We start from the raw sequence: 13248 nt of genomic DNA, 5'->3' as shown, positions 1-13248 counted from the left end.
CGTTTACAGAAGCCATATAGTCCTAACTTCATGGCCGCTCAACTGCAGCACGGTGACAAGATCAGGAAGAATTTGTGACAGTTTGCCCAATTCTTCCGATGCCGCAAAATCAGCCTTTCCTGAGGTTAGAAGATTTGTGCCAGTTTGCGGCTTACCAGCCATATAAAAACGGCCCGTCTTCAAAACAGAAGACAGGCCGAAAATAAATTCGATCAATGCGCAAACGACGCTCCCAGAACGCTAGGCTCAGAGCGCTAGTTCAGCTTTTTGGCGGCTTCGGCCTGTTTGGCTTCTTCGTCGATCTGCTTTTGCAGGGCATCGCCATATTCACCGTATATCCGGCCCTCAAGCGACAGTTCCAGAAAACGGATGTAATCGTTTTGGTCAGTGATCTTTGCACGCGCGACTTCGATCACGTCAAACGGGCTTGCCGCATCCAGACCGTATTTGCGGATCAGTCCCAGCATTTCTGCGGTGATCTGATCAAGCTTCTTGCGGGTGTCGCTATAGGAAAGCGTCATCAGATTGTCCTGTGTATCGAATGTGTTTGTTGGGCTGGTTATGCCTGTTTGTCGTTGGGCTTGCAAGCCCCGCAACGTTGAAAACAGCCCGTTTGGCGATACGAACTATACCAATTCAATTCGCCCCGCTTGAGGCATATCAAAGCACTTTTTCCGCGATCATGCATGGTTCACAAGCCCGCGAAACAGAACAAAAAACATCCTGTTCCGTCGGGTTTATTGAAGCCTATGCCATCGGGGAGTTACCATGCGCATCCTGTCTGCCTTCAACGCCATGAGCATTCGCAAACGCTTTATGTGGGCGTCCGCATTTGGCGTCTCTACCACTGTGATTATTGCGCTTTTGATGATGACTGTGGTCGAGGAAAAAGCCATGGATGAAAAGCTTCATCAGCTAAGTGAAAACGAGCTGACGTCGCTGCATGCGCTGATTGTCAATGTGATGGCCGCCCGCCCCGATGATGTCGACGATATCGGCATTCAGGTTTTCAATAACTGGTTTGACAGCCGCAATGGCGACTATCCCGGCGAACTCTGGTCCGCATGGGGACCGACCACCATGGCCTATATGGAAGAATTCGGCGAGAAGCCGCTTAAAACCCCGCGCGACGAGATTGATATCGAGGCCATCGAAACCGGCAAGATGATTGGCCGTTATACTGATAACGGCACCTATCGCCTGTCGATGCCGATTGTGCTGGGGGAAACCAAGGGTGCGGATCGCGAAGTCTGCTTTAGCTGCCATGGCGCGATGGAGGCCGACACCGGCGACGTAATCGCCGTTCTGTCCTCAAGCCTTTCCGTCGCACCCGAACAGGAAAAAACCAACCGTATCCTGATCGGTATTGTTCTGGGCGGCCTTGCAATCGCAATTGCCACCATCATCGGTATGCGGGTGCTGCTGTCTCGCATTGTCACCGGCCCGCTTTCTGATCTGGGCAATGACATGAATGCGTTGGCCGACGGCAATACCAACTTTGAAATCAACGCCCTGTCGCGCCAGGATGAAATCGGCGAAATGGCGAAATCGGTTGATGTTTTCCGCACCAATGCGATTGCCAAAAAGCAGATGGAAGCCGAACAAAAAGAAGAATCCCGCCGCCGCGAAGAACGCATGCAAAGCCTTGAACGCCATATCGGCAGTTTCGAAGGCGTGATTGCGCAAATCGTCGGTGCGGTCTCGGCCTCGGCCGAACGCATGCAGACCACGGCACGCGGTCTTGTCGATTCAGCCGACCGGGCCAGCAAAAGCGCAACCACGGTTGCCGCCGCCTCCGAACAAGCAACGGTCAATGTCCGTACTGTGGCCGATGCCGCCGACCATCTGTCTGAATCAATCTCCCAGATCGGGGAACAGGCACAGCAATCAACCCAGATTGCAGCCGAGGCATCGCGCGAGGCCGCCCAGTCGTCCGAAACCGTTCAGGGCCTGTCGGAAGTTGCCAACCGCATTGGTGAAATTGTTGAGCTGATCAGTGACATTGCAGGACAGACCAACCTTCTGGCGCTCAATGCCACCATCGAGGCCGCCCGTGCGGGCGAAGCTGGCAAAGGTTTTGCCGTGGTCGCGGCAGAGGTCAAGAACCTTGCCAACCAGACGGCCCGCGCGACCAACGAAATTGCCGAACAGATCACGGCCATTCAGGAAGAAACCGGCAAAACGGTCAGCTCGATCGGGGATATCTCGGATGTGATCAGCCGCATCACCGAAATGGTCAACACCATCTCGGCCGCGGTTGGCGAACAATCCGATGCCACCGACGAGATCGCGCAGAATGTCGAACAGGCTGCCATCGGCACCCAGGAAGTCAGCAGCAATATCGAACGGGTCAGCAACACCGTCGCCGATACCGATCAGGCTGCCCATCTGGTTCTTGATGTTGCCGAAGAACTTGGGACGCTGTCCAACGATCTGCGCGCGCAGGTCGATCAGTTCCTTGCCGACATCCGCAGCAGCTAAGCGCAAATCTGCGCAGAAATCGTTCACCATTGACCGGCGGCAAGACAGTTGTTTTGCCGTCGGTTTTGTTTTTGGCAACCACCGAATGAACCGAACTTATGCCAGAAGTTGCAACGACCACACCCCTTGCATCTGCCCCCGGCCGACGTTATCGACTTTGAATTGAATAAAATTAACTTCAAAACAACGAAACGCGGGCCTATTCTTACGTAAAATAATAATATTCTTTTTTCTAATGTCTTGTGTCTTTGACACACAAAAGCGCCATGTCGACGACCCGGGGGATTGTGGGGACAATGTCGTTTACGACGATTTTAGGCATTATGGTCGGCCTTGGCCTGTTTATCGGGTCGATCTTTATTTCGACCGACAACTATCTGGTATTCTTAAGCCTTTCGAGTGCACTGATGGTGGTTGGCGGCACGCTGGCCGCGACATTTATTGCCTATGAGGCGCGCTATGTGCTGCTGGCGCTCAGACTGATTTTCAAGATTTTCCGCGCCCCGCAAATGGGCCGTGGCCAACTGACCGGCGAAGTCGGCCGTGTGGTAAAATGGGGCTATCTGTTGCAGAAAAAGGGTATCAACGCCCTTGAACAGGAAGCCGAACGGGTCGGCAAGGACGAACCGTTTCTGGGTTGGGCGATGGAAGTCGTCATCACAGGCTATGACGGCGAGGAAACCGCCGAGATGCTTCACAATGCCATCGATAACGCCTTTAGCCGTAACCTGGTACCGGTTGCTATCCTTAAGAGCATGGCGGCCGCCGCCCCGGCCTTTGGCATGATCGGGACACTGGTCGGCCTTGTCATCATGCTTGATAAGATGGCCGATGATCCGACGTCACTTGGTGCCGGTCTTGCGATTGCGCTGATCACGACATTGTATGGCATTGTCGCCGCCCGGTTCTTTTTCCTGCCAGCGGCCAGCAAAATCCAGCAGCGCGAGGAAATCATGCGGTTTCGCAATTACCTGATAGCTGAAGGCCTGATCATGCTGGCAGATCGCAAAGGCCCGCGCGCCATTCAGGACAGGATGAATTCCTTCCTTGATCCGGCCATTCATTTCAATATCGACAAGTCGTCGAAGTAAGGGGATAGATCATGGCCCGCGGCAAGAGACGCCTGCAATTCAAGGAAGAAGAACCGGTCAACGAGGATTGGCTTGCAACCTATGCCGATGCCATCACCCTTTTGATGGCGTTTTTCGTCATGCTGGTCAGCTTTTCCAAGGTCGAAATACCGATGTTTGAAAAGGTACAGGCAGGCATCGCCGAACAGATTGGCAAACGCGAAGTCGTCCGCCCGACACAGGTGCTTGAGACAGATCTGCGCGATGTCGTTTTCAACATGGCGCTGGACAGTGCGGTCAATGTGTCGACCGACGACGAAGGCATCCTGATGGAAATGGGCAGCGCGTCGTTCTTCCAACCGGGGTCGGCCAACCTGACCAATGATGCTGTCCTGTTTCTTAAGGATGTCGGGGATCTTCTGAAAGAACCGCGCTATCTCGGTTTTCAGGTCGAAGTTTCCGGTCACACCGACGATAGCCCGATCAATTCACCGCGGTTCCCGACAAACTGGGATCTGGCGGCGGGTCGTGCCATCGCAGTTGTCAGGTTCTTTGCCGCCCTTGGCGTTGATCCTGACAGCAAACGCATGCGCGCCATTTCTTACGGCGATACCAAACCGAAATTGCCAAACCGCAACGATTTCGGCGAACCGATCCCGGAAAACCGCGAAGCCAACCGCCGGATTGAAATCCGTGTCTTCCCGAAATACTCCCGCGTGTTTTGAAACGTCCCCCTGTCACACCACCATAACTTGACGCCAACCCGACCCGGAAATACAATTCAAGGGCGCGCAGAAGATACAAAATTTCACCCTTAGGTTATCACCGAGCTCAGCCTTCTTTTCTGTTGGCTTGGTCAGACGACCATCTGGTCTGCGCTGACACGTCAAACAGGAAGGTGGGAAAATGAAACTCTCCAGAATTTTTCAAACCCTGACTGCCCTGATGATCCTCCCGTGTGCGGCTATTGCACAAACCAATCAAGCTTCCGAGCGCCCGAATATCCTCGTCATATGGGGCGATGATGTCGGAATGTGGAACATCAGCGCCTATCACCGTGGAATGATGGGTGGTAGCACCCCTAATATTGATCGCATCGCCAATGACGGCATGCTGTTCATGGATCATTATGCACAGGCATCCTGCACGGCTGGTCGTGCGGCGTTCCTGACCGGCCAGTATCCGATGCGTCTCGGACTTAGTACCGTCGGCATCCCGGGATCGCCCATCGGCCTGCAGGAAGAAGACCCGACACTTGCAGAAATGCTGCGTGAACAGGGCTATGCAAACGGCCAGTTCGGCAAGAACCACCTTGGCGACCTCGATGAACACCTGCCGACCAATCATGGCTTCGACGAGTTCTATGGCATTCTCTATCACCTGAATGCCGGCGAATATGTCGAACAGTACGACTATCCGACCGGCAGCAAGGTGGCCGAATACATCGCCCAGCGCGGTATTATTCATTCCCTGCATCAGGAAGACGGCACGCAATCCATCGAGGACCTTGGTAGTTTCGGGCGCGAACGGCAACGGACCCTTGATCAGGAAGTCCTCGAAGAATCCAAACGGTTTATTCGTGATGCTGTGTCAGACGATAAACCATTCTTTGTCTGGCATAACACCACGCGCATGCATTACCGCACCAATCTAAGCCAGGAATATGAAGGTGTAACCGGCTACGGCCTTTATGCCGACGGCATGAAAGAGCTTGATGACGATGTCGGCGAGCTCCTCGACCTTCTTGATGAGCTTGGTGTGGCAGACAACACCATGGTCATGTTCTCCACTGACAATGGCGCGGCATCGAACAGTTGGCCCGATGGCGGCAACCAGCCGTTCCGCGGTGAAAAAGGTGTTGGCGGTTATGAAGGCGGGTTCAGGGTCCCCATGGCAGTCAAATGGCCCGGCGTTGTGCCCCCCGGCACGACAACCGGCGAATTCATGACCATGGAAGACTGGGTACCAACCATTATGTCGCAGCTGGGTGAGAAGGATCTCAAGGAAAAGCTGCTTGATGGTCACAAGATTGGTGATCGCACATATCGGGTCCATCTGGATGGCTATGATCAAACCGATATCCTGACCCAGGATGGCCCAACCAAACGCAAGGAATTCTTCTATTTCACGGAAACGAAGTTCCACGGTTTGCGCTATGGCGATTGGAAATTCCTGTTTACTGAACAGGACCAATGGTTCAACGGGGTTACCAACAACCTGACCACGCCATTGATCACCAACCTGAAACTTGATCCGTTCGAGCGGTTCCACGACGCACGCGGTTTTGATGAATGGCAGGAAAACCGGTCATGGACCCTTGCGCCGGCCATCGGTGTGGTAAACAAGTTCTTCCAGTCGTTTGAGGAATATCCCCCACGTCAGGCCAGCTTCACGGTCGATGTCGACGAGATTGTCCAGGACATGCAAAGCGGCAATTCGCGCTAAGACGACTGGCTAGGCGTCCCTGCGAGGATCGCAGGGACGCGGCCTTGGGCTTTTTTGCGCGAAAACACTCTATTCGATGTGCAACACCATTTCATCGCGGGCAGCAAACGCGCCTGACCAGGTGGCGCGTGCCTTTTGCTCGATAATGGTCATCGCCGCATCATCATGTTCCGGATCGTGATGGAACAGTGCCAGTTGCTTGGCATTGGCGGCCCGGCACAGCCGAATACCTTCCTGCCATGTCGAATGCCCCCACCCGACTTTCTGCGGAAATTCTTCGTCGGTGTAAGTGCAATCGTAAATCACCAGATCGGCATCTTCGATGAAATCAAGAATGATCGGGTCCGGGGTCTCCGGATCATGTTCGGTATCGGTCACATAACACACCGCATTACCATCATGCTCGACACGAAACGCCGTCGCCCCGTTGGGGTGACGCAAGGGTGCCGTCTTGATCACGATACCATCAGCGGGATGCAATTCATCCCCGACACTGAAATCCTCAAATGTCAGCTTCGATTGCATGGCAGACAGCGGCACAGGAAATGTCGGGTCGGCCATTTGGGCCGAAAACACGCGTTCCACCCCGCCCTGATGGGTCAGATGCCCCGCCATGACACGGAAGGACGCGTTTGGGTTATAGGCCGGCACAAAGAACGGAAATCCGTTGATATGATCCCAGTGTGTATGGGTCAGGAAGATATGGGCATGGGTAACATTGCGCCGGATCAGGTCCTTGCCAAGGTTGCGGATCCCGGTCCCTGCATCAAAGATCAGGACCTCGTCACCGACACGCATTTCAATGCAACTGGTATTGCCACCATAAACAACATGGTCAGGTGACGGGCATGCAATGCTTCCACGAACGCCCCAGAATTTAACCTCAATCGCCATTCACCAAGCCCTGCTCAAGGATTGATTGCTTATCGCAAACACCAGTTATCACACCTTCAAACGATCACATCACATACTTACGAACCAATCATCGATTGCGCGTAACATATTCAATTCACGCCAACAGTGCTTCCGATCACAGCGCCCATCATTTTGTCGGCGCGTCCGCAATTGACCGCCAGTTCACACAGCCCAATCGAATTGCGGTAATGGAAAGCCGATCCTTCCGGCACGTCGGAGAATGTCCGCGCCCCGGAAACGATATGCGTATTGATCGTGATCTTTTCATCACGTGAACGCGCAGAAAGTCCCGTCATCAGGTTGCCATAAGGATCGACATAGATCACTTCGGCCAATTCATCGGGCCAATCCTGTGCCGGGCCAAACCTCGCATCAAGTGCGATCGGATGTGATGTAAACGCCTGATCGGTTGCGACCCATGCGGCAACTGGGGCAAAGATATCCCGACCATGGAAGCTTGCCGATGCATCATCGGGCATCCAGTCAATGACCTTGATCGATACCTTTTCGGCACGCCGTATAATCATTTCAAACAAACCATTGTCCGGCCCGACATATGAAACGCCGTCGGCCGTAATGACAAGCCCCTGACGCGCACTGCCCACGCCGGGATCAACAACACTCAACACCACATCACCCGCCTGAAATTCACGGCTCAAGGCCGCCAGAAGATAACTTGCGGCTTTCGGGTTCCTATCCGGCGCATCACACATCAGATCGCAGATCGGGACGTCCGGCGCATGACGCATCACGACCGACCGCATGGTCCCGCTATAGGGGCCGTTTACACCAAAATCGCTAAAGACAAAGATCATGGCATGTTACCGGAATATCGGTTGAATAGGGTTAGGGTTAGGCTCAGGACCTAGCTTGAAGACAACAACGCCGGTGGCAACATTTTGATCCCACCGGCGTTGTCGCTATTCTTTTAAGATAAGGTCCATGGACCCGAAGTGCTACTTGACCTCGCAGAACTGGCCGCGTCGTTTAAGCTCCGCACACAGCGAGCTTGCCGCACTATCGCTTAGCCCCGTTGCCATCAGGCGATAATAGGTGCCTTTGCCCGGAATGCTGGCGCGCGTCACACCATGTTGAAGCGGGGCAAGCTGGCCATAACGGCTGCTCAGGATCTGCCAACCGCGTTCTGCCTGTGCCTCATTACGATAAGACGCCAGATGAACGGATTTGGAGCCACTTGCCATAGCGGCAGGCGCGCTTGCCATTTCCTCAGCCGCCTGAACCGGGCGGCTTTCACCCGTGGCGACACGGCGAACCGGTTCCCCGGAATTAAGGGTCATTGCCGTGCCCTGTGCCGGTTCGACAATGGCGGCCTCAATCGCGTCACGTTCGCGCTTGAACTCATCGGGTGTCACCAGCTTCATCTGTTGCAGGTCTTCGATGCGTGCGATCTGGCGTGCAGCATCCATCAGACCTTGCGGGGCTGGCGGCGGGGTTGCGCGTTGACGCGGCTGGGCTGGCAACAACGCATCGAGAATGGCGGTGCGTTCCGCAACATGTTCCTGCACGGTAATCGCCCCGATCTGAAGCGCACGGTTCAGTTGATTAAGACGCTGTTCGACCTGTTCGCCATCTGGCGGCGGATTGTTCAAGAATGCCGACGGTGCCGGTTGGCTCATCGGCAGCAAGGCACCAAGGTTTGCCGAACGGCGGGCGGAATATTCCTCGGGCGTGACAAGTCCGGTGGACTGCAGATTGCGCAAGATCGCAAACCGTTTGGCGATTGCCTCGTCCCCTGCCGACAGGACTGCACCGGCCGGAACATCCATCGACCTGGTTGACGCGCTGGTCATGGACGAAACCGAGTTGCCCGTCATTGGCGCGTTTGTGGCACGACCGGCGGCCACAGCCGCGGCACCATTGCCAAGGCCCGATGGCCCGCTGATGATTTGATCATTGATGCTAAGCGACCCCGGCAGGCCGCGCTGAAGCCGCGACAGGTTGAATTCAGCTGCATCACGCAGCGGACGCGGCTGTGTGCCCGTTGCCGAAGACATCAGAACCGTACCCGGAGGGTTCATCGCGATCAGTGTTTCATAACCGTCGCGCGCCCGATCCGGGCGGTTGGTATTTTGATAAAGGACAGACCGCCACAACATTGCATGGCCATCCTGGGGATTTTTGCGCAGTGCCTCGTCAAACAGCTTTTCAGCAGATGCATAATCACCGCTGGCCAATTGTTGCAGGCCAAGGGCCGTGTAATTGTCATCGGCGAAGGACGTTGCCTCGTCCCAGAAGTCCTGATCCAGCAGCGGCGCACAGGCCGACACCCATGAAACCATACCGATCACAGCAATACCCTTGCCGATTTTCAGCCAGTTTCCGGTCCGCTTTGCGGATACCTGCATGGCGCCAATCCCCTATTCCATAAAACCCGTTTCGGAAATCATGCTGTAGTGCCAGTTCATATTCCAGCAAAACCCGGCATGGACTTCCCCCATACAGCCTTGATTTTGCACTCTGCTTGCCAACAATTCGTTAAAGCAAATTAATCACTGTTTTTGACGCGACACTTGTCCTGCCATACGTATAGTTTCTATACATAGAATAGTGCTAAAGTGAGTGTCTCAACCATTAACCAGACCTTCAGAACATTATGATTTGATCAGACTTCGGTCTTCGGTGTATTCAACCGGCAAATAACCACTCAAAAAAACGTTTTCTCTTTCAGGGGTTTCGGCGTGATTGAACCGCAGCAATATGGCCAACAGGCCCTTCAGGAATACCTGTTGCTGGATTATGTGCAACGGCTGGAGACCCGTAAATACGGGCACCGGGCGGTACATATTCACCTGTCGCGCCTAAAGCCGTTCCACCGCCGCGATTATCATATCCGCGTTGCGACCAATACCTTTGAAAGCTATGTCAAACTCTATGTCGGCCGTATCTTTGTTCTGACCAACAATGATCTGATCTTTGTCTGGAAAGACAAGTCGATTGCCGATGTCGAACCGGCTGTTGATACGCTGCGCTATCTGTTCCGCGATGATCCGCTGTCACAGGACGACAGCGAGGAAACCGGTTTTTGCACCTGGTACAACCTTAATACCGAGTTCCAGGAATTCCTGTTGCTGTGTCAGCACCTTGATGAGCGCGCCAAAAAGCTTCAGAAAAGCTTGAACATGCGCAGCGCCATCCAGCGTGAAAAAGACAACAACGTCCTGAACCCGATCACGGCCGAAAACCTCGGCGAACTTGAAGAAACCATTCACACAGCCGATCTGTCCGAACATATTCGCCAGCAACCGGTCTGTGTCTTTGCCCATGGCAGTTCCAAGGAACTGCATCCAGTTTTTGACGAGTTCTTTGTCTCGATCACCGATCTGCGCAACGCGCTGATGCCCAATATTGATCTGGCGTCAAACCGCTGGCTGTTCCAGCACATGACCGAGACACTCGACAAACGCATGCTGAACTACCTGTGCAAGCGGACCTTCAAGACGCATGCAAGTTCGTTCTCGATCAACCTCAATCTTGGCACCCTGACGTCAAAGGATTTTGACAAGTTTGACGAAACCGTGCGCCGCAACTGGCAGGGCAACGTGATCATCGAGCTTAATCAGGTTGATCTGTTTTCAAACCTTGAAACCTATCTCAGTGTGCGTGACGACTTCCATGAACGCGGCTATCGCATTCTGATCGACAACCTGACGGTCGAAGCCCTGTCCTTTGTTGATCGTAAACGCCTTAAGGCAGACTTTATCAAGGTCGCCTGGCGCGAAGAGATGACCGATAATGTCATCCGCAAAAAATATTCGGAAATGGACAGTCTGGTGAAGAACTCGGGCCGGGAACGCGTGATCCTGTGCCGTTGTGATTCGCCCACCGCGATCAAGTTCGGCCAGTCGCTTGGCATTACCCTGTTCCAGGGGCGCTATATCGACAACATGATCGCCCGGCAGCGCCGCGCCAAGCGCGACGCAAAAAAGGCCGTCAGACCTGCCCCGACAAGACCAACCGACGACAAGCCGACGCGATAACCGACCGCCGCCAGACATCCTCCTGACAAACCGGTCAGGAGCCTTGGTTTACCAGCCACCACCTTCATTTCACCCCTTGGCAAAACGGGAACAAAAGCAGTACACATAAGCATGTTGTACGCGCTGTGCCCGGATTGCCATCACAAATGGCGACTGCATCTTGACCGACCGCTCCCAAAAAGCGGCAGCGGGTCCTATGTGCCCTGCCCGGTCTGTTCCTGCAAGCGCGCAATCGCCCACCCGGAATTGCCGGAACTCTCGATTGGTCATCTTGATTGCGATGCCTTTTATGCCTCGATCGAAAAGCGTGATCGACCGGAACTGATCGATCAGCCTGTCATCATTGGCGGCGGTCATCGTGGTGTTGTCGCGACATGCTGTTATGTTGCGCGCAAATATGGTGTGCGGTCCGCGATGCCTGCCTTCAAGGCACGGGAACTCTGCCCTGATGCGGTGTTTCTGAAATCCGATATGAAAAAGTATCAGCGCGAAGGCTATCGCATTCGCGACATGATGCGTGCACTCACCCCCGATATCGAACCGCTGTCGATTGACGAGGCCTTTATGGACCTGACCAACGCCATGGAAACCCATGGCAAATCTGCGGCAGAATGCCTGATCGACCTTCAGGCGACAATCAAACGCGAAGTCGGCATTACCGTCTCGATCGGGCTTTCCTATAACAAGTTTCTTGCCAAAATCTCGTCCGACCTCAACAAGCCGTTTGGCTTTTCCATGATCGGGCGGCGTGAGGCGCTTGATTTCCTGGCCGACAAGCCAGTGCGTATGATGTGGGGTGTTGGCCCCGCGATGGAGCGCAAACTGCACGCAGATGGCGTTACAACCATCGGGCAGCTGCAGGAAATGGACATCCATACCCTTCAGGGCCGATATGGCAGTATCGGCAAGCGGTTCTTTTACTTCTCGCGCGGTGAAGACAACCGGCGTGTGGAGCAAAGCACGGAACGCAAAAGCCTGTCTTCGGAAACCACATTCAACGAAGATATCGCAAGCCTGTCCGAGCTTTCCGAGATTGCCACCCGCCTGACATCGCGGGTTGCCAGCGATCTGGCGCGCAAGGAAATCGCCGGGCACACCGTGATCCTGAAACTGAAATCATCGGACTTCAAGCTCCGCACGCGCAACATGCGCCTGACCTATCCGACCTTGCGCGAAGACGTCATTCTGGACGCAGCGCTGACCCTGCTTAAAAAGGAAATCGATGGCACACGCTATCGGTTGCTTGGCGTCGGGGTCGCCGACCTTTACGACGCCGATATGGCTGATCCGGTTGATTTGTTTGCCGGTGATATCGCCGCCATCACCGATGATGCCGCGCAATCAGACGCAATCACACCAGAAACCCCGCGCACGGTCATCGACCTGCCCCGACCGACTGCCGAACAATTGCGCGAAAGCCTGACACGGCGTTATCGGCAGCATAAAAAGAAAGCTGTTCGTCAACATAAGTTTAGATTTTAGAGGCCCAAATTGGACTTACTGTTTATCGCTCGCCAACAGCTACTTACAGCGACTAATTTATTCTTTAAAGATGACGATCCGGTATCTGTTCATACCCTTGCTGGCGCCGCTAGCGAGCTACTTTCCGATTTATGCGAGCGAACTGGAGAGCGACCATTTCATTCCGATGTTCTAGAATCGAACTCAAGCCTAGATCTTGTTGAATACTTTGCAGCACGAAATATATATCGAAATGCTTTTAAACACATCGGACGCAACAAAGATGAAATTGATCGCAATGAAGATGCGAGAAAAACATTTTCTGATATTCAGAATGATTTTTTACTTTTTAGCTGCGTCGAAGACTACCTGAGGCTAGCTAAAACCGCACCAATCGAATTCCAAGCACTGCAGCTATGGTTCATAGCAGTACATAAAGACCGAGTTTCACAAACGCTTCTAAACAGCCTCTCCCTCGGCAGATGGGAAAACCTGCATAATGCCGAAAGGAAAAAGCAGAAAGAGGCAGGATACGCGATAATTCAGGAACTAAAAAGCAACGAGGATATACTTAATGATCCTAAGACTGAGAAATGAAGTTAAAAATGGACATAAAAAAAATGCCCGCCAAAATAGCTTTCGAGCATACTAACGCAACATATTGATTTATATTTGGAAAAGATGGCGTCCCCTAGGGGATTCGAACCCCTGTTGCCGCCGTGAAAGGGCGGTGTCCTAGGCCTCTAGACGAAGGGGACACAGGCACAAGCATTTATGTGCGAATGTCGTGACTTTCGGTTGGTGGCGTCCCCTAGGGGATTCGAACCCCTGTTGCCGCCGTGAAAGGGCGGTGTCCTAGGCCTCTAGACGAAGGGGAC

12 protein-coding genes and 2 tRNA genes are annotated in these 13248 nt (G+C 53.8%); 7 read left to right on the top strand and 7 right to left on the bottom strand.

Annotated elements, in window-relative coordinates:
- Positions 1-3 precede the first annotated feature (3 nt).
- Together AC5Q5A_RS04435 and AC5Q5A_RS04430 are read right to left on the bottom strand one after the other, a co-directional pair.
- Positions 4-216, bottom strand: coding sequence for a hypothetical protein (locus AC5Q5A_RS04435; RefSeq protein WP_493894474.1), 213 nt, complete (start codon positions 214-216; stop codon positions 4-6).
- 38 nt (positions 217-254) lie between these two features.
- Positions 255-521 (bottom strand): hypothetical protein, encoded by a 267-nt coding sequence (locus AC5Q5A_RS04430; RefSeq protein ID WP_008890910.1) that lies wholly within the window; start codon positions 519-521, stop codon positions 255-257.
- 247 nt (positions 522-768) lie between these two features.
- Here AC5Q5A_RS04430 and AC5Q5A_RS04425 point away from each other — a divergent pair, with 247 nt between their 5' ends.
- The 4 genes from AC5Q5A_RS04425 (at position 769) to AC5Q5A_RS04410 (ending at position 5996) form a co-directional block, all read left to right on the top strand.
- On the top strand, positions 769-2481 hold the full coding sequence (locus AC5Q5A_RS04425) for a methyl-accepting chemotaxis protein (RefSeq protein ID WP_082923532.1): 1713 nt from the start codon (positions 769-771) through the stop codon (positions 2479-2481).
- 296 nt (positions 2482-2777) lie between these two features.
- Positions 2778-3572, top strand: a complete 795-nt coding sequence (locus AC5Q5A_RS04420) for a motility protein A (RefSeq protein WP_063090019.1) — start codon at positions 2778-2780, stop codon at positions 3570-3572.
- 11 nt (positions 3573-3583) lie between these two features.
- The gene (locus AC5Q5A_RS04415) at positions 3584-4276 is read left to right on the top strand and encodes an OmpA/MotB family protein (protein WP_064780769.1); all 693 of its coding nucleotides are present in this window, start codon (positions 3584-3586) and stop codon (positions 4274-4276) included.
- Between the two features lie 181 nt (positions 4277-4457).
- Positions 4458-5996, top strand: a complete 1539-nt coding sequence (locus tag AC5Q5A_RS04410; RefSeq protein WP_493894473.1) for an arylsulfatase — start codon at positions 4458-4460, stop codon at positions 5994-5996.
- A gap of 69 nt (positions 5997-6065) precedes the next feature.
- Here AC5Q5A_RS04410 and AC5Q5A_RS04405 read toward each other — a convergent pair whose 3' ends face one another.
- The 3 genes from AC5Q5A_RS04405 to AC5Q5A_RS04395 all read right to left on the bottom strand — a co-directional run bounded on the left by AC5Q5A_RS04405 (position 6066) and on the right by AC5Q5A_RS04395 (position 9277).
- Entirely contained in the window at positions 6066-6890 is an 825-nt protein-coding gene (locus tag AC5Q5A_RS04405; protein WP_493894472.1) for an MBL fold metallo-hydrolase, read from the bottom strand.
- Between the two features lie 110 nt (positions 6891-7000).
- Positions 7001-7726 carry an SAM hydrolase/SAM-dependent halogenase family protein gene (locus tag AC5Q5A_RS04400; RefSeq protein ID WP_493894471.1) on the bottom strand — a complete coding sequence of 242 codons (726 nt, stop codon included), beginning with the start codon at positions 7724-7726 and terminating at the stop codon, positions 7001-7003.
- A gap of 141 nt (positions 7727-7867) precedes the next feature.
- On the bottom strand, positions 7868-9277 hold the full coding sequence (locus AC5Q5A_RS04395; protein WP_493894470.1) for an SPOR domain-containing protein: 1410 nt from the start codon (positions 9275-9277) through the stop codon (positions 7868-7870).
- A gap of 333 nt (positions 9278-9610) precedes the next feature.
- On the opposite strand from AC5Q5A_RS04395, the gene AC5Q5A_RS04390 reads away from it, so the two are divergent.
- The 3 genes from AC5Q5A_RS04390 (at position 9611) to AC5Q5A_RS04380 (ending at position 12967) form a co-directional block, all read left to right on the top strand.
- Positions 9611-10909 (top strand): EAL domain-containing protein, encoded by a 1299-nt coding sequence (locus AC5Q5A_RS04390; protein WP_493894469.1) that lies wholly within the window; start codon positions 9611-9613, stop codon positions 10907-10909.
- Positions 10910-11020: 111 nt separating this feature from the next.
- A complete protein-coding gene (locus AC5Q5A_RS04385) occupies positions 11021-12391 on the top strand; it encodes a DNA polymerase IV (RefSeq protein WP_493894468.1) in 1371 nt (456 codons plus the stop codon).
- A gap of 9 nt (positions 12392-12400) precedes the next feature.
- Positions 12401-12967 carry a hypothetical protein gene (locus AC5Q5A_RS04380; RefSeq protein ID WP_493894467.1) on the top strand — a complete coding sequence of 189 codons (567 nt, stop codon included), beginning with the start codon at positions 12401-12403 and terminating at the stop codon, positions 12965-12967.
- Positions 12968-13052: 85 nt separating this feature from the next.
- Here AC5Q5A_RS04380 and AC5Q5A_RS04375 read toward each other — a convergent pair.
- Together AC5Q5A_RS04375 and AC5Q5A_RS04370 are read right to left on the bottom strand one after the other, a co-directional pair.
- Positions 13053-13128, bottom strand: a tRNA-Glu gene (locus AC5Q5A_RS04375).
- Between the two features lie 44 nt (positions 13129-13172).
- Positions 13173-13248 (bottom strand) — tRNA-Glu (locus tag AC5Q5A_RS04370).

It is taken from the genome of Thalassospira sp. CA1 (genome assembly GCF_059052855.1).
This window is presented reverse-complemented; position numbering and strand designations above follow the sequence as displayed.

What these genes read in the sequence shown, in the direction of transcription:
- AC5Q5A_RS04430 (WP_008890910.1), bottom strand. Translation starts at nt 521, where the DNA reads ATGACGCTTTCCTATAGCGACACCCGCAAGAAGCTTGATCAGATCACC.
- AC5Q5A_RS04395 (WP_493894470.1), bottom strand. Translation starts at nt 9,277, where the DNA reads ATGCAGGTATCCGCAAAGCGGACCGGAAACTGGCTGAAAATCGGCAAG.
- AC5Q5A_RS04385 (WP_493894468.1), top strand. Translation starts at nt 11,021, where the DNA reads ATGTTGTACGCGCTGTGCCCGGATTGCCATCACAAATGGCGACTGCAT.
- AC5Q5A_RS04405 (WP_493894472.1), bottom strand. Translation starts at nt 6,890, where the DNA reads ATGGCGATTGAGGTTAAATTCTGGGGCGTTCGTGGAAGCATTGCATGC.
- AC5Q5A_RS04410 (WP_493894473.1), top strand. Translation starts at nt 4,458, where the DNA reads ATGAAACTCTCCAGAATTTTTCAAACCCTGACTGCCCTGATGATCCTC.
- AC5Q5A_RS04420 (WP_063090019.1), top strand. Translation starts at nt 2,778, where the DNA reads ATGTCGTTTACGACGATTTTAGGCATTATGGTCGGCCTTGGCCTGTTT.
- AC5Q5A_RS04425 (WP_082923532.1), top strand. Translation starts at nt 769, where the DNA reads ATGCGCATCCTGTCTGCCTTCAACGCCATGAGCATTCGCAAACGCTTT.
- AC5Q5A_RS04415 (WP_064780769.1), top strand. Translation starts at nt 3,584, where the DNA reads ATGGCCCGCGGCAAGAGACGCCTGCAATTCAAGGAAGAAGAACCGGTC.
- AC5Q5A_RS04400 (WP_493894471.1), bottom strand. Translation starts at nt 7,726, where the DNA reads ATGATCTTTGTCTTTAGCGATTTTGGTGTAAACGGCCCCTATAGCGGG.